This window comes from Pseudomonas sp. zfem004 (assembly GCF_032621715.1).
Classification (GTDB): Bacteria; Pseudomonadota; Gammaproteobacteria; order Pseudomonadales; family Pseudomonadaceae; genus Aquipseudomonas; species Aquipseudomonas sichuanensis.
Genome location: NZ_JAVYJF010000001.1, coordinates 255,215 through 278,370, shown reverse-complemented (window position 1 = coordinate 278,370; position 23,156 = coordinate 255,215). Strand labels below are relative to the sequence as shown.

At 63.9% G+C, this 23,156-nt stretch carries 25 protein-coding genes and 1 pseudogene; 16 read left to right on the top strand and 10 right to left on the bottom strand.

What is annotated here, in order from left to right:
* Positions 1-27: 27 nt before the first annotated feature.
* Positions 28-1,167 (bottom strand): MFS transporter, encoded by a 1,140-nt coding sequence (locus RTH46_RS01350; protein ID WP_153786731.1) that lies wholly within the window; start codon positions 1,165-1,167, stop codon positions 28-30.
* A 118-nt stretch (positions 1,168-1,285) separates the two neighbouring features.
* Positions 1,286-2,779, bottom strand: a complete 1,494-nt coding sequence (locus RTH46_RS01345) for an aldehyde dehydrogenase (RefSeq protein WP_316904879.1) — start codon at positions 2,777-2,779, stop codon at positions 1,286-1,288.
* Between the two features lie 195 nt (positions 2,780-2,974).
* Here RTH46_RS01345 and RTH46_RS01340 point away from each other — a divergent pair, with 195 nt between their 5' ends.
* Complete coding sequence (locus tag RTH46_RS01340; protein WP_153786733.1) at positions 2,975-3,334, top strand: cupin domain-containing protein; 360 nt, start codon at positions 2,975-2,977, stop codon at positions 3,332-3,334.
* Positions 3,335-3,434: 100 nt separating this feature from the next.
* Positions 3,435-3,635: a hypothetical protein gene (locus RTH46_RS01335; RefSeq protein ID WP_279846286.1), complete on the top strand. Its 201-nt coding sequence runs from the start codon at positions 3,435-3,437 to the stop codon at positions 3,633-3,635.
* 137 nt (positions 3,636-3,772) lie between these two features.
* Here RTH46_RS01335 and rpmG read toward each other — a convergent pair whose 3' ends face one another.
* Both rpmG and rpmB read right to left on the bottom strand, forming a co-directional pair.
* Positions 3,773-3,928: a 50S ribosomal protein L33 gene (rpmG, locus tag RTH46_RS01330; protein ID WP_003253507.1), complete on the bottom strand. Its 156-nt coding sequence runs from the start codon at positions 3,926-3,928 to the stop codon at positions 3,773-3,775.
* An 11-nt stretch (positions 3,929-3,939) separates the two neighbouring features.
* Positions 3,940-4,176, bottom strand: a complete 237-nt coding sequence (rpmB, locus tag RTH46_RS01325) for a 50S ribosomal protein L28 (RefSeq protein ID WP_003253504.1) — start codon at positions 4,174-4,176, stop codon at positions 3,940-3,942.
* A gap of 362 nt (positions 4,177-4,538) precedes the next feature.
* Between rpmB and RTH46_RS01320 the strand changes: the two genes are divergently transcribed.
* On the top strand, positions 4,539-6,128 hold the full coding sequence (locus RTH46_RS01320) for an ABC transporter substrate-binding protein (protein WP_316904878.1): 1,590 nt from the start codon (positions 4,539-4,541) through the stop codon (positions 6,126-6,128).
* Between the two features lie 115 nt (positions 6,129-6,243).
* On the opposite strand, the gene radC is transcribed toward RTH46_RS01320, so the two are convergent.
* The gene (radC, locus tag RTH46_RS01315) at positions 6,244-6,924 is read right to left on the bottom strand and encodes a RadC family protein (protein ID WP_279846288.1); all 681 of its coding nucleotides are present in this window, start codon (positions 6,922-6,924) and stop codon (positions 6,244-6,246) included.
* Positions 6,925-7,051: 127 nt separating this feature from the next.
* Here radC and coaBC point away from each other — a divergent pair, with 127 nt between their 5' ends.
* The 8 genes and pseudogenes from coaBC (at position 7,052) to RTH46_RS01275 (ending at position 13,597) form a co-directional block, all read left to right on the top strand.
* A complete protein-coding gene (gene coaBC / locus RTH46_RS01310) occupies positions 7,052-8,263 on the top strand; it encodes a bifunctional phosphopantothenoylcysteine decarboxylase/phosphopantothenate--cysteine ligase CoaBC (RefSeq protein ID WP_110992005.1) in 1,212 nt (403 codons plus the stop codon).
* 5 nt (positions 8,264-8,268) lie between these two features.
* Complete coding sequence (gene dut / locus RTH46_RS01305) at positions 8,269-8,724, top strand: dUTP diphosphatase (RefSeq protein WP_102684802.1); 456 nt, start codon at positions 8,269-8,271, stop codon at positions 8,722-8,724.
* 134 nt (positions 8,725-8,858) lie between these two features.
* Positions 8,859-10,232, top strand: a pseudogene (locus RTH46_RS01300) (phosphomannomutase/phosphoglucomutase); the annotation flags it as partial.
* Between the two features lie 30 nt (positions 10,233-10,262).
* Positions 10,263-11,168: an acetylglutamate kinase gene (gene argB / locus RTH46_RS01295; RefSeq protein ID WP_110992003.1), complete on the top strand. Its 906-nt coding sequence runs from the start codon at positions 10,263-10,265 to the stop codon at positions 11,166-11,168.
* Between the two features lie 333 nt (positions 11,169-11,501).
* Positions 11,502-12,182, top strand: a complete 681-nt coding sequence (locus RTH46_RS01290; RefSeq protein WP_110992002.1) for a CsgG/HfaB family protein — start codon at positions 11,502-11,504, stop codon at positions 12,180-12,182.
* Positions 12,183-12,211: 29 nt separating this feature from the next.
* Positions 12,212-12,580, top strand: a complete 369-nt coding sequence (locus RTH46_RS01285; protein WP_316904877.1) for a DUF4810 domain-containing protein — start codon at positions 12,212-12,214, stop codon at positions 12,578-12,580.
* 8 nt (positions 12,581-12,588) lie between these two features.
* Positions 12,589-13,236 carry a DUF799 domain-containing protein gene (locus RTH46_RS01280; protein WP_316904959.1) on the top strand — a complete coding sequence of 216 codons (648 nt, stop codon included), beginning with the start codon at positions 12,589-12,591 and terminating at the stop codon, positions 13,234-13,236.
* A 151-nt stretch (positions 13,237-13,387) separates the two neighbouring features.
* A complete protein-coding gene (locus RTH46_RS01275) occupies positions 13,388-13,597 on the top strand; it encodes a hypothetical protein (protein ID WP_316904876.1) in 210 nt (69 codons plus the stop codon).
* Positions 13,598-13,652: 55 nt separating this feature from the next.
* On the opposite strand, the gene pyrE is transcribed toward RTH46_RS01275, so the two are convergent.
* Entirely contained in the window at positions 13,653-14,294 is a 642-nt protein-coding gene (gene pyrE, locus RTH46_RS01270; protein WP_110991999.1) for an orotate phosphoribosyltransferase, read from the bottom strand.
* 80 nt (positions 14,295-14,374) lie between these two features.
* Between pyrE and RTH46_RS01265 the strand changes: the two genes are divergently transcribed.
* Entirely contained in the window at positions 14,375-15,154 is a 780-nt protein-coding gene (locus RTH46_RS01265) for an exodeoxyribonuclease III (protein ID WP_110991998.1), read from the top strand.
* 60 nt (positions 15,155-15,214) lie between these two features.
* Here RTH46_RS01265 and rph read toward each other — a convergent pair whose 3' ends face one another.
* On the bottom strand, positions 15,215-15,937 hold the full coding sequence (rph, locus tag RTH46_RS01260) for a ribonuclease PH (protein ID WP_110991997.1): 723 nt from the start codon (positions 15,935-15,937) through the stop codon (positions 15,215-15,217).
* A 227-nt stretch (positions 15,938-16,164) separates the two neighbouring features.
* Between rph and RTH46_RS01255 the strand changes: the two genes are divergently transcribed.
* Positions 16,165-17,028 (top strand): YicC/YloC family endoribonuclease, encoded by an 864-nt coding sequence (locus RTH46_RS01255; protein WP_316904875.1) that lies wholly within the window; start codon positions 16,165-16,167, stop codon positions 17,026-17,028.
* Positions 17,029-17,042: 14 nt separating this feature from the next.
* The gene (gene gmk, locus RTH46_RS01250) at positions 17,043-17,663 is read left to right on the top strand and encodes a guanylate kinase (protein WP_316904874.1); all 621 of its coding nucleotides are present in this window, start codon (positions 17,043-17,045) and stop codon (positions 17,661-17,663) included.
* A 75-nt stretch (positions 17,664-17,738) separates the two neighbouring features.
* Here gmk and RTH46_RS01245 read toward each other — a convergent pair whose 3' ends face one another.
* The 3 genes from RTH46_RS01245 to RTH46_RS01235 form a co-directional block, all read right to left on the bottom strand.
* Complete coding sequence (locus RTH46_RS01245; RefSeq protein ID WP_153786742.1) at positions 17,739-19,286, bottom strand: APC family permease; 1,548 nt, start codon at positions 19,284-19,286, stop codon at positions 17,739-17,741.
* A gap of 107 nt (positions 19,287-19,393) precedes the next feature.
* The gene (locus tag RTH46_RS01240) at positions 19,394-20,173 is read right to left on the bottom strand and encodes a gamma-glutamyl-gamma-aminobutyrate hydrolase family protein (RefSeq protein WP_153786743.1); all 780 of its coding nucleotides are present in this window, start codon (positions 20,171-20,173) and stop codon (positions 19,394-19,396) included.
* A 4-nt stretch (positions 20,174-20,177) separates the two neighbouring features.
* Positions 20,178-21,560 (bottom strand): glutamine synthetase family protein, encoded by a 1,383-nt coding sequence (locus RTH46_RS01235; protein ID WP_153786744.1) that lies wholly within the window; start codon positions 21,558-21,560, stop codon positions 20,178-20,180.
* Between the two features lie 207 nt (positions 21,561-21,767).
* On the opposite strand from RTH46_RS01235, the gene RTH46_RS01230 reads away from it, so the two are divergent.
* Together RTH46_RS01230 and rpoZ are read left to right on the top strand one after the other, a co-directional pair.
* A complete protein-coding gene (locus tag RTH46_RS01230; RefSeq protein ID WP_110991991.1) occupies positions 21,768-22,640 on the top strand; it encodes a LysR family transcriptional regulator in 873 nt (290 codons plus the stop codon).
* A gap of 218 nt (positions 22,641-22,858) precedes the next feature.
* Positions 22,859-23,122, top strand: coding sequence for a DNA-directed RNA polymerase subunit omega (gene rpoZ / locus RTH46_RS01225; RefSeq protein WP_003253383.1), 264 nt, complete (start codon positions 22,859-22,861; stop codon positions 23,120-23,122).
* Positions 23,123-23,156 lie beyond the last annotated feature (34 nt).

The window sequence follows — 23,156 nt, the reverse complement described above, 5'->3', positions numbered from 1 at the left end:
GCGGGCTTGCCCCGCGATAGCGATCGCTCAGGCGGCGACCGGGTCAAAGGCCCCTTTGCGCCGGGTCAGCACCACCAACCCCGCTGCCCCCGCCGCCATCAGCAGCAGCAACGCATGCCCACTGACCCACTGGCTACCCGCCCCGGCCAGCAGCGGCCCGATCAGGCAACCGATACCCCACAGCTGCGCCACGTGGGCATTGGCCCGCACCAGCTCATCATCGCGATAGCGCTCGCCGATCAATACCAGCGACAGGGTGAACAACCCTCCCGCACTGGCCCCGAACAGCACCCACAACGGCCAGATCAGCGGCGTGTGCAGCAGCAGCGGAATGGCCAGGCTCGAGACCAGCAGGGTCAGCGCGCAGCCACTGAACAACGTGCGCCGCGACATGCGATCAGCCAGCGCACCGATCGGCAGCTGCAACACCGCATCGCCCACCACCACGGTGCTGACCATGAATAGCGCCACTTCCGTGGTAAAGCCCTGCTGCAGGCAATACACCGGCAGCAGGGTGAGGATCATTGCCTCGAACGCGGCGAACAGCGCGATGGCCCAGGCAATGACCGGCAGCCGTCGACAGAAGGCGAACAGGTCGAGGAAGGTAACGCTGCACGCCTCGGTGCTGGGCGCGCCGCTACGGCCGAGCAGGATCAGCGGGGCAACCAGCAGCAGCCCGGTGGCCGCCCAGAAACCGAAGTCATCGTTGGAGCCGAGAAAACCCAGCACCATCGGCCCAGCCAGCTGGCTCAGGGCGTAGCTGCTGCCATACAGCGCCACCAGCCGCCCGCGCCATTGTTCGACCACCAGCTGGTTGATCCAGCTTTCGCCGAGGATGAACACCACGGTCAGCGACATGCCGATCAGCAGGCGCAGCGCCAGCCACAGCGGGTAGCTGGGCAGCAACGCCACCAGGCCGATAGACAGCGCCCCGCCCCACAGGCACAGACGCATGGCGGTCGGTACCCCGACCCAACCGGCCAGGCGGCTGGCCACGGCGGCGCCGACCAGCACGCCCAGCGCCGGCATCGCCGCCATCACGCCGATGGCGAACCCGCCGTAACCCCAGCCCTCCAGGCGCAGGGACACCAGCGGCATGCTCACGCCGAGCGCGAGCCCGACACTGAGCACCGACGCCAGCACGGCAAAATAGGTTCCCCAACGCATGGTGGCCTCCTGGGCAGACAAATCAGGCAAAAAGCATCGCGGGGCAAGCCCGCTCCCACGCCTCCAAAGCGACTGGCGGCGTGGGAGCGGGCTTGCCCCGCGAAAAGGCGTTACCGGATTACAGCTTGATCCAGGTCGCCTTCAGCTCGGTATACTTCTCCAGCGCGTGCAGCGACTTGTCGCGGCCGTTGCCCGACTGCTTGAAGCCACCGAACGGCGCGGTCATGTCGCCGCCGTCGTACTGGTTGACCCAGACGCTGCCGGCACGCACGGCGCGGGCGGCCTTGTGGGCCTTGGAGATGTCCGAGGTCCAGATGCCGGCCGCCAGGCCGTACGGGGTGTCGTTGGCGATGGCGATGGCTTCTTCGGCGGTGTCGAAGGTGATCACCGACAGCACCGGGCCGAAGATTTCTTCCTGGGCAATCTTCATGGCGTTGGTCACACCGTCGAAGATGGTCGGCTCGACGTAGGTGCCGCCGGTCTCTTCCAGGATGCGCTTGCCGCCAGCCAGCAGCTTGGCGCCGCCTTGGTGACCGGCGTCGATGTACGACAGCACGGTGTTCATCTGCTGGGTATCGACCAGCGCACCGACGGTGGTTGCCGGGTCCAGCGGGTTGCCCGGTTTCCAGGCCTTGAGGGCCTCGACCACCATGGGCAGGAATTTGTCCTTGATCGAACGCTCCACCAGCAGGCGCGAACCGGCGGTGCACACTTCACCCTGGTTGAAGGCGATGGCGCTGGCAGCGGCTTCGGCGGCGGCCTGCAGGTCCGGCGCGTCGGCAAAGACGATGTTCGGGCTCTTGCCGCCGGCTTCCAGCCAGACGCGCTTCATGTTCGACTCGCCAGCGTAGATCATCAGCTGCTTGGCGATCTTGGTCGAACCGGTGAACACCAGGGTGTCGACGTCCATGTGCAGGGCCAGGGCCTTGCCCACGGTGTGGCCATAGCCTGGCAGCACGTTGAGCACACCGGCCGGGATACCGGCTTCGATCGCCAGCTGGGCGATGCGGATGGCGGTCAGCGGCGATTTTTCCGACGGCTTGAGGACGATGGAGTTACCGGTGGCCAGGGCCGGGCCGAGTTTCCAGCAGGCCATCAGCAGCGGGAAGTTCCACGGTACGATGGCACCGACCACGCCCACCGGCTCACGGGTAACCAGGCCGAGCTGGTCGTGCGGGGTTGGCGCGACTTCGTCGTAGACTTTGTCGATGGCTTCGGCATTCCAGTGCAGGGCACTGGCCGCGCCCGGCACGTCGATGCTGGAGGAGTCGCCGATCGGCTTGCCCATGTCGAGGGTTTCGAGCAGGGCCAGCTCTTCGACGTGCTTGCGCAGCAGGTCGGCGAAGCGGATCAGCTTGGCCTTGCGCTTGGCCGGGGCCAGGCGCGACCAGACGCCGGATTCGAACACGGCGCGGGCATTTTCGACAGCGCGGTTGGCATCGGCCAGGTCGCAGCTGGCAACCTTGGCCAGGAAGCGTCCGTCCACCGGGCTCAGGCAGTCGAAGGTTTCACCGGATGCGGCATCGGTGTATTCGCCGTTGATGAAGGCGCGGCCTTCGATCTTCAGTTGCTGGGCACGCTGTTCCCAGTCCGCACGAGTCAGGGTGGTCATAGGAAACTCCTCTCTTGTTAAGGTGCAACGCCGCACTGAGGACTCACGGGCGCTGTCAGAAATTCTGGCCGGGTGACGAGGCACACGGGCACCTGCCACCCTAAACCAGGGCGGGGAAACTATCAATATATTTGACACGAACGGCTCAAATGCCTACTGATGTTCATTTTATTAAACAACAACAGGGTAACCACCATGAGTATCGCCAGCATCGTCGATTTCGCCCAGGTTCTGACCGAGGCCGAACGCTACCGCCCGGCGGCGGAGAAAATCCTCAAGGGCGAGCCTGACCAGGCTGTCTACAACCACTATGCCAGCCCATGCGGGCAGTTCGCCGCAGGCGTCTGGGAAGGTGAAGTGGGCCAGTGGACGGTGAACTACACCGAACACGAGTACTGCGAGATCGTGCAAGGTGTGTCGGTGCTGCGCGACCAGGACGGCGGCGCCAAGACCCTGCGCACCGGTGATCGCTTCGTGATCCCGGCGGGCTTCAAGGGCACCTGGGAAGTGCTGGAGCCGTGCCGCAAGATCTATGTGATGTTCGAGGCCAAGTGAATATTGGCTGAAGGCCTCTAACTATGTACCGCGCAAGGGGTCAGCGCAGGCCGGATCATGGCGATGTCCACCGTCGGACATATCCTCAAGGAGATTCACCATGACCACCGATATCCTCGGCCCGGCCCGCCATGTCATCCGCACGCGCTACGTGGAAAGCGTCAAGCCTTACATCCTCGAGTTGACCAGCCTGACCATCGCCGCTGGACCGAAAGACTTGATCACCCGTGACCTGCGCGGTGACCGGGTCATCATCAGCGTCGATGCCGATGGTTTCATCAGCGGCCTGAAAATCGCCTGAACCCCAGACTCGATGCGACAAAGAAAAAGGCGCCCTGGGCGCCTTTTTCTTTGTCGCCTGCAGACGGCAGCGTTTCATGGCAGGCATAAAAAAACCCGCCACCTTGCGGTTGCGGGTTTTTTCAGGTTGCCGATCAATTACTTGATCTTGGCTTCCTTGTACACCACGTGCTTGCGGACGACCGGATCGTATTTCTTGATCTCGATCTTGTCCGGAGTGGTGCGCTTGTTCTTGTCGGTGGTGTAGAAGTGGCCGGTACCGGCACTCGAAACCAGACGGATCAATTCACGCATGATGTTCTCCCTTAAACCTTGGCGCCAGCTTTGCGGATGTCGACCAGAACGGCATCGATGCCGCGCTTGTCGATGATACGCATGCCTTTGGCGGAAACGCGCAGACGCACGAAACGCTTCTCGGATTCAACCCAGAAACGGTGGTGCTGCAGGTTTGGCAGGAAACGACGACGGGTTTTGTTGTTTGCGTGGGAAATGTTATTCCCGGTTACTGGACCCTTACCAGTAACTTGACAGACTCTCGACATGCCTCAGCCCTCTAAAACCACATGCCCAACCCGGCATGGGTTGGCCGCTTAATCTCTCAGTCATTGGCGCCAGGCGCCGTGTTTCCGAGGGTCTTATCGACCGGAAGCGCTTACGCGACAGGCCGAGCCCCTAGAAAAGAGCGCTGCTTTATACCAGAAAGACTCAGCCGCAACAACAGAAGATGTGTCTTCAGGTCGGGCCGAGTGCGCCCGGGCAGCATAACGACTGGGGCGACAGGGTGTCGACCGCCCGTCGCCGAATTAATGCGAAAGGGTGTGGTCATTTGCTTGTGCCCACACTAGGGTAGGACTTTTCCAGACTGCACCGGCAGATGGTGCCACAAACCCGCCAAGGAGCCACCATGCGTGCCGCCGCCCTTTCCCTGTTGTTCACCACGCTGTGTGCCGCCGGCCTTGCCCAGGCCGCGCCGCTGTCGGTGTGCACCGAAGCCAGCCCGGAAGGCTTCGACGTGGTCCAGTACAACTCGCTGACCACCACCAATGCCTCGGCCGATGTGCTGATGAACCGCCTGGTCGAATTCGACGCCGGGCTTGGCAAGGTCGTGCCCAGCCTGGCCGAGAGCTGGACGGTGTCGCCGGACGGTCTGATCTACGACTTCACCCTGCGCCAGGGCGTCAAGTTCCACACCACGCCCTACTTCAAGCCCAGCCGCGAGCTGGACGCCGAAGACGTGCTGTTCAGCTTCCAACGCATGCTCTACCCCGCCCACCCATGGCACAAGACCGCCGCGGGCGGCTACCCGCATGCCCAGTCGCTGCAGCTGGGCAGCCTGATCAAGTCGATCGAGGCCCCGCAGCCCAATACCGTGCGCTTCACCCTCTCGCACCCGGATGCCACCTTCCTGGCCACCCTGAGCATGGGCTTCGCCTCGATCTACTCGGCTGAATACGCCGACAAACTGCTCAAGGCCGAAACCCCGGACAAGCTCAACAGCCAGCCTGTGGGTACCGGGCCGTTCATCTTCCAGCGCTTCCAGAAGGACGCCGTGGTGCGCTACCGCGCCAACCCCGACTACTTCGCCGGCAAGCCGTCGGTCGACCCGCTGATCTTCGCCATCACCCCCGACGCCAACGTGCGCCTGCAGAAACTCAAGCGCGGCGAATGCCAGGTGGCCCTGTCGCCCAAGCCGCTGGACATCGCCGAGGCCGGCAAGGACGGCAACCTCGAGGTGGCGACCACCCCGGCGTTCATGACCGCGTTCGTCGCCATCAACAGCCAGCACCCGCCGCTGGACAAACCCGAGGTGCGCCAGGCGATCAACCTGGCCTTCGACAAGCAGGCCTACCTCAAGGCCGTGTTCGAAGACACCGCCACCGCCGCCAACGGACCTTACCCGCCGAACACCTGGAGCTACGCCAAGGACCTGCCGGGTTACGCCATGGACCAGAAGAAGGCCAAGGCGCTGCTGGCCAAGGCCGGCCTGGCCGATGGTTTTGCAACCACGATCTGGACCCGCCCGTCGGGCAGCCTGCTCAACCCCAACCCCAGCCTGGGCGCGCAGATGCTTCAGGCAGACCTGGCCAAGGTCGGCATCAAGGCCGAGATTCGCACCATCGAGTGGGGCGAGTTGATCCGCCGCGCCAAGGCGGGCGAGCACGACCTGCTGTTCATGGGCTGGGCCGGTGACAACGGCGACCCGGACAACTTCCTCAGCCCGCAATTCTCGTGCGCGGCGGTCAAGTCCGGGACAAACTTCGCGCGGTTCTGCGACAGCCGCCTGGACCAGCTGATCAACGCCGGGCGCACCACCAACGACCAGAGCGTGCGCAGCCGCCTGTACCAGCAGGCCCAGGCATTGATCCAGCAGCAGGCGCTGTGGCTGCCACTGGCGCATCCGACGGCGGCGACCTTGCTGCACAAGGGCGTCGAGGGGTATCAGGTGAGCCCGTTTGGGCGGTTGGATTTGAGCAAGGTCTCTGCAGGCCGCTGAATATCTGCCGACAGTGCCGGCCTCTTCGCGGGTAAACCCGCTCCCACAGACAGGCGCGGAACCTGTGGGAGCGGGTTTACCCGCGAAAGGGCCGATGCAGTCAACCCAAGACTAGCTAGCCTGCCAGCCACCCATGCTCGGCCATGGACAGCGGCTCGCCATCACCGACGATGACATGGTCCATCACCCGTACATCGATCAGCGCCAGCGAGCGCTTGAGCATCTGCGTCAGGTGCACGTCGTCCTGGCTGGGCTGGCAATGGCCTGACGGGTGGTTATGGCACAGGATCAGCGCCGCAGCGTTGTGCAGCAAGGCCCGGCGTACCACCTCCCGCGGGTAGATGCTCGCCCGGTCGATCGTGCCGCGAAACAGGATCTCGAACGCCAACGGCCGGTGCTTGGTATCCAGGAACAGGCAACCGAATACCTCGCTGGCCTCATGGCGCAGCATCGACTTCAGGTAGCGCCGCACCGATGTCGGCGACTCCAGCGCCGAGGCTCGCTCGATGCCCTCATCCAGATACCGCCTGCCGATCTCCAGCAACGCCTGCAACTGGGCGTATTTCACCGGCCCCAGGCCCGGCTCACGCAGCACCCTGACGCGATCGGCCTCGAGGAACGGCCTGAGCCCGCCAAACTTCGCCAGCAGCCCACGCGCCAAGTCCAGCACGTTACGCCCGGCAACCCCCGACCCCAGCAACACTGCCACCAGCTCGGCGTCCGACAGCACCGCCGCGCCGCGCTGCAACAACTTCTCCCTCGGCCGCTCCTCGGCCGGCCACTCCCTGATGTTCATCCTCCCTCCTCGCCTGCCACTACGGCCCGTTTGGGCGCTGTGTTAATCTAGTTCGCTTCGAAAATGCGACGATCTGCCGCAGGCAGTCACCGTCGCCGCCCGCTTTCACTGGAATAAGGCAAGGCCTATGCAGCGGTTGTATCGCAAGCGCATCGTTCTCGGCGTGGGTGGCGGCATCGCCGCCTACAAGAGCGCCGAGCTGATTCGCCGACTCCTGGAACACGGCGCGCAGGTGCGCGTGGTCATGACCCGTGGTGGTGCCGAATTCATCACCCCGCTCACCCTGCAGGCGCTGTCCGGCCACCCCGTGCACATGGACTTGCTCGACCCTGCCGCCGAAGCGGCCATGGGCCATATCGAACTGGCCAAATGGGCCGACCTGGTGCTGATCGCCCCGGCCACCGCCGACCTGATGGCGCGCATGGCCCAGGGCATGGCCGACGACCTCCTGACCACCCTGGTACTGGCCACCGATGCCACCGTCGCCGTGGCGCCGGCGATGAACCAGGCCATGTGGCGCGACCCGGCAACCCAGGACAACCTCGAGCTGCTCAAGCGCCGTGGCATCCAGGTGTTCGGCCCGGCCTCCGGCAGCCAGGCCTGTGGCGATGTAGGCCTTGGCCGCATGCTCGAGGCCACCGACCTGGCCTGGTGCGCCGCCGAGAGCTTCAAGCGCCAGGCACTGACCGGCAAGCACGTGCTGATTACCGCCGGCCCGACCCAAGAAAACATCGACCCGGTGCGCTACATCACCAACCATAGTTCAGGGAAAATGGGCTTTGCCCTGGCCGAGGCGGCCGCCGAAGCCGGGGCCCGGGTGACCCTGGTGACAGGCCCGGTACACCTGCCGACCCCCGACCGGGTCAGCCGCATCGACGTGGTCAGCGCCCGGGACATGCTCGCGGCCTGTGAAGCCGCCATGCCCTGCGACCTGTTCATCGCTTCGGCCGCAGTCGCGGACTACCGCCCGGAAGTCGTCGCCGCACAGAAGCTCAAGAAAGATCCCACCACCGGCGACGGCATGCTGCTGCAGATGGTGCGCAATCCCGATATCCTTGCGACCATTGCCGGCCGCGCCGATCGCCCGTTCAGTGTGGGCTTCGCCGCCGAGACCGAGCACCTGCTCGACTACGCAACGCGCAAGCTCAAGGACAAGAACCTCGACCTGATCGTCGCCAATGATGTGGCCAACCCCAGCATCGGCTTCAACAGCGAGGAAAACGCCCTGACCGTGATCGACCGGCAGCAGCATCAAACCCTCTTCGCGCAGACCAGCAAAGGCAAGATCGCCCGCCAGCTGGTTGCCTTCATCGCCGAACGGCTCAACCAGGTTCAGTAAGTTACATGCACGCTCTTCAAGCCAAGATCCTCGACCCACGCCTGGGCACCGAATTCCCCCTGCCGCAGTACGCCACCCCCGGCTCCGCCGGCCTGGACCTGCGCGCCCTGCTCAAGGAGGACACCGTCCTCGAGCCAGGCCAGACCCTGCTGATCCCCACCGGCCTGTCGGTGTACATCGGCGACCCGGGCCTGGCGGCGATGATCCTGCCGCGCTCGGGCCTGGGCCACAAGCACGGCATCGTGCTGGGCAACCTGGTCGGTCTGATCGACTCGGACTACCAGGGCGAGTTGATGGTCAGCTGCTGGAACCGCGGCAGCACGCCGTTCACCATCACCGTCGGCGAGCGCATCGCGCAACTGATCCTGGTGCCGGTGGTGCAGGCGCATTTCGACATCGTCGAGCAGTTCGACGAGACCCAGCGCGGCGCTGGCGGCTTCGGTCACTCGGGTACCCGCTGAGGCAACAACAGACCGTTCGGGCCATGGATGGCGAACTCTCTGGCGAAACCGCCGTCCAAGCGTTCAGTTTGCGCCTGCCCAGAAGCCTTTGACTTATGGAGTCCCCAGAGATGAACGACATGGCCCACCTGGTCCCCGCACTGCCGGACAGCATCTTCCGCGCCTATGACATCCGCGGCGTGGTCGGCAAGACCCTGCACGCCGAAACCGCCTACTGGATCGGCCGCGCCATCGGCGCCCAGACCCTCGCCCAGGGCGAACCACAGATCTCGGTCGGCCGTGACGGCCGCCTGTCCGGCCCGATGCTGGTCGAGCAACTGATCAAGGGCCTGGTCGAGGCCGGTTGCCAGGTCAGCGACGTCGGCCTGGTGCCGACCCCGGCGCTGTACTATGCCGCCAACGTGCTGGCCGGCAAGTCGGGCGTGATGCTCACCGGCAGCCACAACCCGTCGGACTACAACGGTTTCAAGATCGTCATCGCCGGCGACACCCTGGCCAACGAACAGATCCAGGCCCTGCTGACTCGCCTTAAGACCAACGACCTGACCCGTGGCGAAGGCCATGTGGAGAAAGTCGAGATCCTCGAGCGCTACTACCAGCAGATCGTCGACGACGTGAAGCTGGCCAGGCGCCTGAAGGTGGTGGTCGACTGCGGCAACGGCGCCGCTGGCGTGATCGCCCCGCAATTGATCGAGGCACTGAACTGCGAGGTGATCCCGCTGTTCTGCGAAGTCGACGGCAACTTCCCCAACCACCACCCGGACCCGGGCAAGCCTGAGAACCTGGAAGACCTGATCGCCAAGGTGAAAGAGACCGGCGCCGATATCGGCCTGGCCTTCGACGGCGACGGCGACCGCGTGGGCGTGGTGACCAACACCGGCAGCATCGTCTACCCCGACCGCCTGCTGATGCTGTTCGCCCAGGACGTGCTGTCGCGCAACCCGGGCGCCGAGATCATCTTCGACGTCAAATGCACCCGCCGTCTGACCCCACTGATCGAACAGCACGGTGGCCGCGCGCTAATGTGGAAGACCGGCCACTCGTTGATCAAGAAGAAGATGAAACAGACCGGCTCCTTGCTGGCCGGCGAGATGAGCGGTCACATCTTCATCAAGGAACGCTGGTACGGTTTCGACGACGGTATCTACAGCGCCGCGCGCCTGCTGGAGATCCTCAGCAAGGCCGGGCAAAGCGCCGAAGAGCTGTTCGCCGCGTTCCCCGATGATATTTCCACGCCGGAAATCAACATTGATGTGACCGACGAGGGTAAATTCAGCATCATTGATGCTCTGCAACGCGACGCCGACTGGGGCGATGCCAACCTGACCACCATCGACGGTGTGCGGGTCGACTACGCCCACGGCTGGGGCCTGGTTCGCGCCTCCAACACCACACCGGTGCTGGTGCTGCGCTTCGAGGCCGAGAGCGCGGCAGAACTCGACCGTATCAAGGCTGTATTCCGCACGCAGTTGCTGCGGGTCCAACCAGACCTGCAACTGCCGTTCTGACGACTATCCGTTCCTTACCTGGAGCCCTGCATGACCCTCGATCGCGATGCCGCTTCCCATGTAGCCGAGGTTTTGTCCGAAGCACTGCCTTACATTCGCCGCTTCGTCGGCAAGACCCTGGTGATCAAGTACGGCGGCAACGCGATGGAAAGCGAGGAGCTCAAGACCGGCTTCGCCCGTGACATCGTGCTGATGAAGGCCGTGGGCATCAACCCGGTGGTCGTGCATGGCGGCGGCCCGCAGATCGGCGACCTGCTCAAGCGCCTGTCGATCGAGAGCCACTTCATCGACGGCATGCGCGTCACCGACTCGGCGACCATGGACGTGGTGGAAATGGTCCTGGGCGGCCAGGTCAACAAGGACATCGTCAACCTGATCAACCGCCACGGCGGCAGCGCCATCGGCCTGACCGGCAAGGACGCCGAGCTGATCCGTGCGCGCAAGCTCACCGTCAGCCGCCAGACCCCGGAGATGACCCAGCCGGAAATCATCGACATCGGCCATGTCGGCGAGGTCGAGAGCGTCAACACCGACCTGCTGAACATGCTGGTCAAAGGCGACTTCATCCCGGTGATCGCGCCGATCGGCGTGGGCAAGAACGGCGAGTCGTACAACATCAACGCCGACCTGGTCGCCGGCAAGGTCGCTGAAGCGCTGAAGGCCGAGAAGCTGATGCTGCTGACCAACATCGCCGGCCTGATGGACAAGCAAGGCCAGGTACTGACCGGCCTGACCACCGAGCAGGTCAACGAACTGATCGCCGACGGCACCATCTACGGCGGCATGCTGCCGAAGATCAAGTGCGCGCTGGAGGCGGTGCAGGGCGGCGTGAACAGCTCGCACATCATCGATGGCCGCGTGCCCAACGCGGTGCTGCTGGAGATCTTCACCGACAGCGGCGTGGGCACCTTGATCACCAATCGCAAGCGTCACTGATCCAGCTGTAACTCTATCGCGGGGCAAGCTCGCTCCCACCTTGGCATCCGTCAACGTGGGAGCGGGCTTGCCCCGCGATGCTTTTACTGGCCATCGCGGGCGGTGTAGTTATCCGAACAGCCCGCTCCCACACCTCTGCATGAGTGGTTATGGGAGCGAGTTGGCCGGATCGCTGCACCGCCCGCGGTGCATTCGATCGGATATACGAAAAAGATGGCCTTGAGCCATCTTTTTTCATGTTTTGCCATCAATTTACCGGTTAAGCTGCCGAATCAACGTGGCAGAATGCAGCTTTTTTGCAACCCGCTTTGCTAATTTTCCTGGAGAACGCGCGTGAAATACGCATCACATGGACTCGTGCTGGCAGCCGCCCTGGCTGTCGGGTCCCTCGCCGGCTGTGCCACTGAAACCTCCACCGCTGTTGCCGTGCAACAGGTCGAAAGCGTCAACCGCCCTTACAGCGGCGTGCGCACCCCGATTGCCGTGGGCAAGTTCGACAACCGCTCCAGCTACATGCGCGGCATCTTCTCCGACGGCGTCGACCGCCTGGGTGGCCAGGCCAAGACCATCCTCATCACCCACCTGCAGCAGACCAACCGTTTCAACGTGCTGGACCGCGACAACATGGGCGAGATCCAGCAGGAAGCGGCCATCAAGGGCCAGGCTCAGCGCTTGAAAGGCGCCGACTTCGTGGTCACCGGCGACGTCACCGAATTCGGCCGCAAGGAAGTCGGTGACCACCAACTGTTCGGCATCCTCGGCCGCGGCAAAACCCAGATCGCCTATGCCAAGGTGGCGCTGAACATCGTCAATATCAGCACCTCGGAAGTGGTCTACTCCAGCCAGGGTGCGGGTGAATACGCTCTCTCCAACCGCGAGATCATCGGCTTCGGCGGCACCGCCAGCTATGACTCGACCCTCAACGGCAAGGTCCTCGACCTGGCCATGCGCGAAGCGGTCAACAAGCTGGTAGGTGCCGTCGAAGGCGGCCAGTGGAAGCCACAAGCCCAGTAATACCTGGATTACGACAAGGAAGACGCTCGATGACCATCCTCCCCCAAGGCCGGCGCACCGTCGCCGCCCTGCTGTTGGGCAGCGCGCTGCTGGCCGGCTGCAACTCGCAAAAACCGCTGTATCAGTGGGAAAGCTATCAGCCCCAGGTGTACAGCTACCTCAAAGGTGACGCCAAGGAAGAGCAGATCACCGCCCTGGAGCGTGATCTGGAGAAGATCAAGGCCAAGAACGGCGCGGTGCCGCCGGGTTATCACGCACAGCTGGGCTTGCTGTATTCCAGCCTCGGCAAGGACGACCAGATGATTCAGCAGTTCCGCACCGAGAAGGCGCTGTTCCCTGAGTCGACGGCCTACATGGACTTCCTGATGAAAAACGCCAGCAAAGAGGCCAAACAGTGATCAAGCGCCTGACCCAACTGATCGTCGGTGCCTGTGTGCTGGCGTTGTTCGCTGGCTGTGCCGAGCGCAAGACCATCGACTATTCGGCTTACAAGCAGAGCCGTCCAAAATCGATCCTGATCCTGCCGCCACTGAATGAATCGCCCGACGTGAAGGCGACCTACAGCATGCTCTCCCAGGTCACCTACCCACTGGCCGAAGCGGGCTACTACGTGATGCCGGTGGCACTGGTGGACGAAACTTTCCGCCAGAACGGCATGACCACGCCGGCCGACATCCACCAGTTGCCGACCAGCAAGCTGCACGAGATCTTTGGCGCCGACGCGGGCCTGTACGTCACCGTCAGCGACTACGGTACCCGCTACATGATCATCAGCAGCGCGACCATCGTCACCGCCAACGCCAAGCTGGTCGACCTCAAGACCGGCGCCACCCTGTGGACCGGCAGCGCCACCGCGTCGAGCGAGGAAGGCCGACAGAACCAGGGCGGCCTGATCGGCATGCTGGTGGCTGCGGCGATCAACCAGATCATCAGCAGCGTGCAGGATGACGCCGGCTACCCGATTGCCGGCATGACCAGCGCACGCCTGCTGTCGCCTAATCCTAACGGCGGGATCCTGTACGGGCCTCGTTCGCCTAAGTACGGCACGGATTGACACAGTAAAGGCGACCCAGGGGTCGCCTTTTTCATCTCCGCGTAGCGTGCTTTACGGCGGGAAAGGTCCTACTAAAGCGACGGACGCATACTACAACCGCTGTCACCATCGGCTGCTTATCATTGCCGCTTCCCACAAAGGAGATGCAGCTATGACGCAGAAAGCATTGGTCAAATACGGCAGCGATGTATCCGCTGGCACCTACTCGTGCGCAGATTGCGGCCACAAATACTCCAATCAGAGCAAGACCTCGCTTCCACCCTGCCCCCACTTCAAGCCCGCTACCCACCCACTGCGTGGCTGGACGATCTTGAGCGGCCAGGGCGACGCGCTGCAGGACCCTTACCCGAACAGCCGTTGAATGCACAGATATGAAAAAGGCGACCCTAGGGTCGCCTTTTCTGCGCACGTTCGCGTCAGATGCCGTACTGGGCGCGATACGCCTCGACCGCCGGCAAATGCTGCTTGAGCTGCGGATCGTCGGCCAGGAACTCCAGCACCTGGGTCAGCGACACGATGCTGACCACCGGAATGCCGAAGTCGCGCTCGACTTCCTGAATCGCCGACAGCTCGCCGTTGCCGCGCTCTTCGCGGTTCAGTGCGATCAGCACGCCAGCGGCCTTGGCCTGCTGGGCGTTGATGATCTGCATCACTTCACGGATGGCAGTGCCGGCAGTGATTACGTCGTCGATGATCAGCACGTCGCCGGCCAGCGGGGCGCCAACCAGGCTGCCGCCTTCGCCGTGGTCCTTGGCTTCCTTGCGGTTGAAGCACCATGGCACGTCGAGCTGATGGTGCTCGGCCAGTTGCACCGCCGTGGCCGCCGCCAGGGGGATGCCCTTGTACGCCGGGCCGAACAGCACGTCGAACGGGATCTTGCTGTCGACGATGGCCGCCGCGTAGCAACGCCCCAGCTGCGCCAGCGCGGAAGCTGTGTTGAACAGGCCGGCATTGAAGAAGTACGGGCTGGTACGCCCCGATTTCAGGGTGAATTCACCGAAGCGCAGAACGCCGCGATCGATGGCAAAACGAATGAAGTCGCGCTGATACGGCTGCATAAAAGGTCCCGGACACCACGGATTTAGCTAAATGTGTTGAGCTCGGGTATCATACACGCACGAGATTTTTGGGGCCATTTATGCGGATCATCAGTGTGAACGTGAATGGCATTCAGGCTGCAGCCGAGCGTGGATTGCTCAGCTGGTTGCAAGCCCAGAATGCCGACGTCATCTGTCTTCAGGATACCCGCGCCTCGGCCTTTGAACTCGACGACCCAGCTTTCCAGCTCGATGGCTATTTCCTTTACGCCTGCGACGCGGAGGTGCCCACCCAAGGTGGCGTGGCACTTTACTCGCGCATGCAGCCCAAGGCAGTCATCACCGGCCTGGGCTTCGAGACAGTTGACCGTTACGGGCGTTACCTGCAGGCAGATTTCGACAAGGTAAGTATTGCCACGCTGCTCCTGCCTTCGGGCATGAACGGCGATGAAGACTTGAACCAGAAGTTCAAGTTGATGGACGACTTCGCCAAGTACCTGGACAAACAGCGTCGCAAGCGTCGCGAATACATCTATTGCGGCTCGTTCTACGTGGCGCAGCAGAAGCTCGACATCAAGAACTGGCGCGACAGCCAGCAGTCGGTCGGCTTCCTGCCGCCAGAGCGTGCCTGGATGGACGCGATCACCGGCGAAATGGGCTACGTCGATGCGCTGCGCGAAGTCAGCCGTGAAGGCGACCAGTACAGCTGGTGGCCAGACAACGAGCAGGCCGAGATGCTCAACCTGGGTTACCGGTTCGATTACCAGATCCTCACCCCAGGCCTGCGCCGCTTCGTGCGCAATGCGCGCCTGCCGCGCCAGCCACGCTTCTCCCGGCACGCGCCGTTGATCGTGGACTACGACTGGACGCTGACCATCTAAGCCACGCCAGACACAAAAAAGCCGACGCTGAAGTCGGCTTTTTTGTGTCTGGCTGAGCGATCAGTCAGCCAGTGCGGCGTTCTGCAGCTCGAAGATCTCGCCCATGCCTTTTTGCGCCAGCGCCAGCATGGCGTTGAAGTCTTCCGGCTGGAACGGCGCGCCTTCAGCGGTGCCCTGCACTTCGATGAAGCCGCCAGCGCTGGTCATGACCACGTTGAGGTCGGTCTCGGCGGCGGAGTCTTCCAGGTAGTCGAGGTCGAGCACCGCTTCGCCCTGGTACATGCCCACCGATACGGCGGCGATCATGTGCTTGAGCGGGTTACCGCCCTTCAGGCCGCCGCGCTTCTTGATCACGGCCAGGGCATCGCACAGGGCGACCATGGCACCGGTGATCGAAGCGGTACGGGTACCGCCGTCGGCCTGGATCACGTCGCAGTCGACGTACAGGGTGATATCGCCGAGCTTGCTCATGTCCAGCGCAGCGCGCAGGGAGCGGCCGATCAGGCGCTGGATTTCCAGGGTGCGACCACCTTGCTTGCCACGGCTGGCTTCACGTTGGTTACGCTCGCCGGTGGAACGCGGCAGCATGCCGTACTCGGCGGTCAGCCAACCTTGGCCCTGGCCTTTGAGGAAGCGGGGAACACCATTTTCGACGCTGACCGTGCAGATGACCTTGGTGTCACCGAACTCGACCAGTACCGACCCCTCGGCGTGCTTGGTGTAGTTGCGGGTGATGCGGATCGAGCGGAGCTGATCGGCGGCGCGACCACTTGGACGTTTCATCTGGGATACCTGTACCGGGACTTTAAATCTGCCGAGCATTATAGAGCCCGTCGCCCCGCGAAGACATGCCTATCGTCGCACCCGGCGCAGCCTGTCGCCTTTTCCGACCACGGCTGCGGGGCAGCGGTAGCATGGCCGGATTGGGCGCCCGGGCCGCACTGCGCTACAATCCTGCGCCTTGCAGCCGTAAGGCTCCCCCGCTCACCCGATTACGCGAGGTACTCCCCATGGTGCACAGCATGACCGCCTTTGCCCGCGCCGAACGCGCCGGCAGCCAGGGCACCCTGGTCTGGGAGCTGCGCTCGGTCAACCATCGCTATCTCGAACCCCACCTGCGCCTGCCCGAAGCCCTGCGCGACCTCGAGGGCGCAGTGCGTGAAGGCCTGCGCCAAGGGCTGTCGCGGGGCAAGGTCGAATGCACCCTGCGCCTGAACGAAGACAGCACCGGCAAGCCGCTGCAGGTTGACCGTGAACGCGCCGCGCAACTGGTCGCCGCCGCCGAGACCGTCGCCAGCCTGATCAAGCAGCCGGCGCCGCTCAACCCGCTGGAAGTCCTGGCCTGGCCAGGCGTGCTGGTCGCCGACGCCAGCGACCCCCAGGCCCTCAATGCCGAAGCCATCGCCCTGTTCGACGAAGCCCTGGCCGAGCTCAAGGCCGGACGCCAGCGTGAAGGTGCCGAACTGGCCCGGCTGATCAACGAACGCCTGGACAGCATGGCCAGCGAAGTGGCCACCCTGCGTACCCAGGTACCGCAGATGCTGGCCGTGCAGCGGCAGAAGATCCTCGACCGTTTCAGCGACATGCAGGCCGAGCTCGACCCGCAGCGCCTCGAGCAGGAGATGGTGCTGCTGGCACAGAAGAGCGACGTCGCCGAAGAGCTCGACCGCCTCAGCACCCACGTCACCGAAGTGCGCCGGGTGCTCAAGTCGGGCGGAGCCGCCGGCCGGCGCCTGGACTTCCTGATGCAGGAGCTCAACCGCGAAGCCAACACCCTGGGCTCCAAGGCCTTTGACCCACGCAGCACGCAGGCGGCGGTCAACCTGAAGGTGTTGATCGAACAGATGCGTGAACAAGTACAGAACATCGAGTAAGGCCACCCCCGACCATGAACCACAGCAGCGGCACCCTCTACATCGTTTCGGCACCGTCCGGCGCCGGCAAGACCAGCCTGGTTACCGAGCTGATCAAGCAGGATCCACACGTTCGCGTGTCGGTCTCCCACACCACCCGCGCCATGCGCCCGGGTGAGGCGCACGGGGTGAACTACCACTTCGTCGTCCACGAGGAATTCAAGACCCTGATCGCCCAGGGCGATTTCCTCGAGCACGCCGAGGTGTTCGGCAACTTCTACGGCACGTCGCGCAGCGCCCTGCAGGAAACCCTCGACCAGGGCTTCGACCTGATCCTCGAGATCGACTGGCAAGGTGCCCAGCAGGTACGCAAACTGATGCCCGAGGCGCGCTCGATCTTCATCCTGCCGCCCAGCCAGCAGGCCCTGCGCCAGCGCCTGGACGGCCGCGGTCAGGATAGCGAAGAGATCATTGCCGGTCGCATGAAGGAAGCGGTCAGCGAGATGGAGCACTACGACGAATACGAGTACGTCATCATCAATGACGACTTCGACGTGGCGCTGGATGACCTGAAAGCAGTGTTCCGCTCGAACCGGCTGCTGCTCCAGAAACAACAACAGCGCCATGAGGCGCTGCTGAAACAACTGGTCGGCTGAAACAACATCGCGGGGCAAGCCCGCTCCTACGAAATGCGTGGGAGCGGGCTTGCCCCGCGATGACTGCTCCTACCTTTATTCCTGCAACTGAATGGTCGCCTGCTGACGCAGGGTAGCCCCCAGGAAGTACGCCGGCGCCCGCAACCGCGAGAGCAGCATCAGCACGATGCCCAGCGCCGAGATGATCGCTGCGATCACGAACACCAACCCCAACCCGCCGACATGCGAGCCGCTGCCAAAGTCCGGCGAAGCGCTGTCGATCGCGGTGCGCGCGAAGATCACCGACAGGATCACCCCACCCAACAGCGGGCACACGCCGCGCATGAAGAAGTGGCGCAGGCTGGTGAACAGGCTGTGGCGGAAGTACCACACGCAGGCGAACGCGGTCAGCGAGTAGTAGAAGCAGATCATCATGCCCAGGGCGGTGATGGTGTCGGCCAGCACGTTCTCGCTCAGGGTACGCATGGTCACGTAGAACAGGCCCGCGGCGACGCCGGCGCAGATGGTGGCGTAACGCGGGGTCTGCGAGCGCGGGCAGACGCTGGCGAAGCGCTGCGGCACGGCGCCGTAGTAACCCATGGCAAGCAGGGTGCGCGCCGGCGAAACGAAGGTCGACTGCAGCGATGCGGCCGTACTGGCCAGCACGGCGATGGACATCAGGATGGCCAGCGGGCCCATCACCGGGCCGGCCAGGTGGGCAAACACGTTCTCCTGGATACGCGGGTTGCCCAGGCCCAGGCCGCTGTCGCTGATCCCGGCGAACTGCAGGGTGGCGATGGCGGTGAGCAGGTACAGCATCAGGATCAGCAATACGGTCCAGGTGGCCGCCTTGCCCGGCACCTCGTCACTGCCGACGGACTCTTCACTGACGGTCAGGCATACGTCCCAGCCCCAGAAAATGAAGATCGACAACGACAGGCCGGCGGCGAACGCCGAGAACGACTCGACACCGAACGGGTTGAACCAGGCCAGGTCGAAGGCCAGCGGCGGCGGCGCCGTGGACTCGCTGAACGCGGCGAAGGCAAAGCCGATCAGCACCATCAGTTGCAGGGCCACCAAGCCATACTGCACCGTCATGGTCGTCGCCATGCCGCGACAACAGATCCACACCGCCAGGGCGATGAACACGCAACAGGTGGTGACGTTGATCAGCAGGTTGTCTGCCAGGGCCGCCAGCTCCTGGGTGCCGGTGATCTGGGCCAGGAACAGGTAGAAGAAGTCGACGGCCACGCCCGCCAGGTTGGACAGCACGATGGTGGTGGCGACCACCAGCCCCCAGCCGCCGATCCAGCCGATCATCGGGCCGAACGCCCGCGCCGACCAGGTGAAGGAAGTACCGCTGTCCGGCTCAGCCGAGTTCAGCTCGCGGTAGCCCAGGGCCACCAGCAGCATCGGCAGGAAGCCGACGATGAACACCGCCGGCAGGTGGGCGCCGACTTCGCGCACGGTCGGGCCGAGGGCGCCGGTCAGGGTGTAGACCGGGGCAATGGTGGAGATGCCCAGCACCACGCTGGCCAAAAGGCCCAGGCGGCCCTTGGCCAGGCCTTTGCTGGCGGCTTGGGTGTTGTTGCCCGAGTCGGCTGCCACATCAGGTGGGCGGCCGGCTTCTGTGTAATTGCTCATGAGTATTTGCCGTAACTATTGGAATTGTTCTCACAGGCCCGCCGTAGAGGGCCCGCTTTCACTCATTGAAAGCTTGCGGTGGGGGCACGGTCATCCTCGACCTTCGGCTAACGCCCGAATGTTTTCGAGCGCACACCCTCCCGTGCAGCGTGGGCAATGCAGGCCTCGCGGAACGCCTCGAACAGGCGCAGCGAGACCGGGTTTTCGGCGTAACGCCATTCCGGGTGCCACTGCACACCGAGCACCAGGCCCGGCGCATCCGGCATCGACACCGCTTCGATCAGGCCATCCGGGGCCCGTGCCTCGACACGCAGGCCAGGGGCCAGACGGTCGATGCCCTGGCTGTGCAGCGAGTTGACCTCGAACTGCGCCGCCAGGCCCAGGCGCTCGAACAACCCGCCAGGTGCAACAGCGACGGGGTGGCGAGGGCCGTATTGCACCTCCAGGGGTGCGTCCTCAGGTTCACGGTGGTCCAGGTAGCCGGGCAACTCCTGCACCCGCTGGTGCAAGCTGCCGCCAAGGGCCACGTTCAGTTCCTGGAAACCACGACAAATGCAGAACACCGGTACCCCGGCGGCAATCGCCGCCTGCAGCAACGGCAAGGTCAGGCGGTCACGCGCAAGGTCGTGGCGGGTGCCTGCCGCGCTGGGCGCGCCATTGTAATGATGCGGCTCGATATTGGAAGGCGAGCCGGTAAACAGAATGCCGTCGAGTTGCGCCAGCAGCGCCTGCGTGTCGCTGCCGCCATCACGGGCCGGCAGGATCAGCGGCAGGCCGGCAAAGCCTGCGGCCTCGACATACTTGTCGCCCACTGTGTGCGACGAGTTCTTCCCCACCTGCTGACGGCAGGCGCTGACACCGATCAAGGGGACCGCAATTGCGCTCATGGGCTTACACCGTGTGCAGGTACCAGTTGTACTCGAGGTCGGAGATCGACACTTCGAACTCGGCCAGCTCGCTCTCTTTGCAGGCCACGAAGATATCGATGTAGTCCGGGCTGATGTATTGGTTGAGCACTTCACTGTCGTCCAGCGCGCGCAGGGCATCGCGCAGGTTGTTCGGCAGGCTCTGCTCCAGTTGCTCGTAGGAGTTGCCCTCGATCGGCGCGCCCGGCTCGACCTTGTTGGTCAGGCCATGGTGGATACCGGACAGGATCGCGGCGAGCATCAGGTACGGGTTGGCATCGGCGCCGGCCACGCGGTGCTCGATACGCACGTTGTCGCGGTTGTCGTTCGGCACGCGCACCGCCACCGTGCGGTTGTCCACACCCCAGCTCGGCGCATTGGGCACGTAGAACTGGGCACCGAAGCGGCGGTACGAGTTGATGTTCGGGCAGAGGAAGGCCATCGACGCCGGCATGGTCTCCAGCACACCACCGACGGCGTGGCGCAGGGTGTCGCTTTCGAGCGGGTCGTCACTGGCGAAGATGTTCTTGCCGGTCTTCTTGTCGAGCAGCGAGATGTGCACGTGCAGGCCGTTGCCCGCCTGGCCCGGGTAGGGCTTGGCCATGAAGGTGGTGTCCATTTCATGGTCGTAGGCGACGTTCTTGATCAGGCGCTTGAGCAGGATCGCGTAGTCGCAGGCCTTCATCGGGTCGGCGACGTGGTGCAGGTTCACTTCGAACTGCGCCGGGGCGCTTTCCTTGACGATCGCGTCAGCAGGCAGGCCCTGCTCCTTGGCGGCTTCGAGCATGTCCTGCAGGCAGTCGGCGTACTCGTCGAGGTCGTCGATCAGGTACACCTGGGTCGATTGCGGGCGCTTGCCGGAGATCGGCGAGCGCGGCGGCTGCGGGCGGCCGTTGAGGTTGTCCTGGTCGATCAGGTAGAACTCCAGCTCGAACGCGGCGCAGATATCCAGGCCGAGGTCGTCGAACTTGCTCACCACCTGGCGCAGCACTTCCCGCGGGTCGGCGAAGAACGGCGCACCGTCCAACTCGTGCATGGTCATCAGCAGCTGGGCGGTGGGGCGCTTCTGCCACGGCTCGTCGGACAGCGTGCCGGGGATCGGGAAGCAGATGCGATCGGCGTCGCCGATGTCCAGGCCAAGGCCGGTGCTTTCGACGGTCGAGCCGTTGATGTCGAGGGCGAACAACGAGGCCGGCAGGTTGATGCCTTTCTCGTACACCTTGTGCAGGCTGGCGCGCTCGATGCGCTTGCCGCGCACCACGCCGTTCATGTCGGAGATCAGCAGATCGACGTACTGGGTGTCCGGATGGGCTTCCAGGAATTCATTCATCTCGCGGGAAGAACTGGCGCACGGGGAGACCGACGTCATGGCTGTACATCCTTTGATTCGGAGCGGCGATGTGGGGATACGGCTGACGCCTGCTAAGGCGACGATGGAATTACTGTTGTTCTTTTCACTGGCCCATCGTTGGGGGCTGGTTGCCGACCGGCTGCATTGATTCCTGTCGGCCGTTTCACTATAAAATGGCTCAAACGCAACTAGACATTGGCAATTCGGCAAGCAGAGCGTGCACCAATGCAATATCAGATCAACCATGCGGACCTGTCACTGGTCCTGGCCCTGGAACGCGGCCGCTCCCTGGCAAAGGCTGCCGAACTGCTCAAGGTCGATGTTTCGACGGTGTTCCGCTCGATTCGCCGGCTGGAATCGGCGCTGGGCACCGCGCTGTTCGTCAAGAGTCGCAAGGGCTACCTGCCCACCGACACCGCCCAGGCCCTGGCCGAGCAGGCCGAGCGTGCCGAACAGGCGCTGGATGCCGCGCGCATCGCCCTGACCAGCGGCGAACAGGTGGTCAGCGGCACGGTGCGCCTGACCTGTACCGAGGCGGTCCTGCACAGCCTGCTGCTGCCGGCACTGGCCGAGTTCATGCCCAACTACCCGGCGCTGTCGCTGGAAATGGGCACCTCCAACACCTTCGCCAACCTCAGCCGACGCGACGCTGACATTGCCCTGCGCCTGACCAACACACCGCCGGAGCACCTGGTCGGCCGCTGCCTGGGCTCGACCAGCTACGTGATCTGCGGCCGGCCCGAGCTGCGCGAGCGCCTCGACAGCTCGCCCACCAGCGTGCCGTGGATCGCCCCGGACGACTCCATGCAGGACCACGCCACCGTGGTCTGGCGCAACCAGCAGTACCCGGGGCTGAGCCCGCGCTACCAGTGCAGCGGCATGTCGACCATTGCCCAGCTGGTGAGCACCGGCCTGGGCGTGGCGGCACTGCCCGACTACATGGTCCACGCGCTACCGGGCGTGGATGCGCTGAGCGGCCCGCTGCCCGGCTGCGATACCCAGTTGTGGCTGCTGACCCGCCCGGATTGCCGTGCGCTGCGCTCGGTGCAGACCCTGTTCGAGGAGCTGACCCCGCGGCTGCGCGACGCGATGCTGTGAGGCTGTTGTGTTCGCGGGCTGGGTGACGTTATTGTCAGCCTCAGGCCTGATGCTGTCTGTTCCGGCGCTTTCGCGGGGCAAGCCCGCTCCCGCGGGGTGCTTGCGATGGGTCACCAGATAAAACAGTCCTTCCCTATTGGCTGGTGATTTTTTAAACTATCGAGTCCGCCTGCCCATTCATGGGCGCACGCCTACCGCATTTGCTACTGAGGAAGACCATGGCCCGCGTAACTGTTGAAGACTGCCTGGAACACGTGGATAACCGCTTCGAGCTGGTCATGCTCTCGACCAAGCGCGCCCGCCAGCTGGCTACCGGCGGCAAAGAGCCACGCGTAGCGTGGGAAAACGACAAGCCAACCGTCGTCGCCCTGCGTGAAATCGCCGAAGGCATCGTCACCAACGAATTCATCGCCGCCGAAGAAATCGTCACCGAGGATCCGGTATTCGCCGCGTTCGAGGACGAGAACAACGAGGCCGTCTGATTGATGCCCAGTCGACACCGTGCGGCGCAAGGCC

Coding starts and splice junctions, on each gene's coding strand:
- RTH46_RS01245 (WP_153786742.1), bottom strand. CDS start 19,286: ATGAGCAATTACACAGAAGCCGGCCGCCCACCTGATGTGGCAGCCGAC.
- RTH46_RS01255 (WP_316904875.1), top strand. CDS start 16,165: ATGGTGCACAGCATGACCGCCTTTGCCCGCGCCGAACGCGCCGGCAGC.
- coaBC (WP_110992005.1), top strand. CDS start 7,052: ATGCAGCGGTTGTATCGCAAGCGCATCGTTCTCGGCGTGGGTGGCGGC.
- pyrE (WP_110991999.1), bottom strand. CDS start 14,294: ATGCAGCCGTATCAGCGCGACTTCATTCGTTTTGCCATCGATCGCGGC.
- RTH46_RS01240 (WP_153786743.1), bottom strand. CDS start 20,173: ATGAGCGCAATTGCGGTCCCCTTGATCGGTGTCAGCGCCTGCCGTCAG.
- RTH46_RS01285 (WP_316904877.1), top strand. CDS start 12,212: ATGACCATCCTCCCCCAAGGCCGGCGCACCGTCGCCGCCCTGCTGTTG.
- RTH46_RS01235 (WP_153786744.1), bottom strand. CDS start 21,560: ATGACGTCGGTCTCCCCGTGCGCCAGTTCTTCCCGCGAGATGAATGAA.
- RTH46_RS01275 (WP_316904876.1), top strand. CDS start 13,388: ATGACGCAGAAAGCATTGGTCAAATACGGCAGCGATGTATCCGCTGGC.
- RTH46_RS01265 (WP_110991998.1), top strand. CDS start 14,375: ATGCGGATCATCAGTGTGAACGTGAATGGCATTCAGGCTGCAGCCGAG.
- RTH46_RS01350 (WP_153786731.1), bottom strand. CDS start 1,167: ATGCGTTGGGGAACCTATTTTGCCGTGCTGGCGTCGGTGCTCAGTGTC.
- rpmB (WP_003253504.1), bottom strand. CDS start 4,176: ATGTCGAGAGTCTGTCAAGTTACTGGTAAGGGTCCAGTAACCGGGAAT.
- argB (WP_110992003.1), top strand. CDS start 10,263: ATGACCCTCGATCGCGATGCCGCTTCCCATGTAGCCGAGGTTTTGTCC.
- rph (WP_110991997.1), bottom strand. CDS start 15,937: ATGAAACGTCCAAGTGGTCGCGCCGCCGATCAGCTCCGCTCGATCCGC.
- rpmG (WP_003253507.1), bottom strand. CDS start 3,928: ATGCGTGAATTGATCCGTCTGGTTTCGAGTGCCGGTACCGGCCACTTC.
- RTH46_RS01340 (WP_153786733.1), top strand. CDS start 2,975: ATGAGTATCGCCAGCATCGTCGATTTCGCCCAGGTTCTGACCGAGGCC.
- RTH46_RS01320 (WP_316904878.1), top strand. CDS start 4,539: ATGCGTGCCGCCGCCCTTTCCCTGTTGTTCACCACGCTGTGTGCCGCC.
- RTH46_RS01335 (WP_279846286.1), top strand. CDS start 3,435: ATGACCACCGATATCCTCGGCCCGGCCCGCCATGTCATCCGCACGCGC.
- radC (WP_279846288.1), bottom strand. CDS start 6,924: ATGAACATCAGGGAGTGGCCGGCCGAGGAGCGGCCGAGGGAGAAGTTG.
- dut (WP_102684802.1), top strand. CDS start 8,269: ATGCACGCTCTTCAAGCCAAGATCCTCGACCCACGCCTGGGCACCGAA.
- RTH46_RS01345 (WP_316904879.1), bottom strand. CDS start 2,779: ATGACCACCCTGACTCGTGCGGACTGGGAACAGCGTGCCCAGCAACTG.
- RTH46_RS01230 (WP_110991991.1), top strand. CDS start 21,768: ATGCAATATCAGATCAACCATGCGGACCTGTCACTGGTCCTGGCCCTG.
- gmk (WP_316904874.1), top strand. CDS start 17,043: ATGAACCACAGCAGCGGCACCCTCTACATCGTTTCGGCACCGTCCGGC.
- rpoZ (WP_003253383.1), top strand. CDS start 22,859: ATGGCCCGCGTAACTGTTGAAGACTGCCTGGAACACGTGGATAACCGC.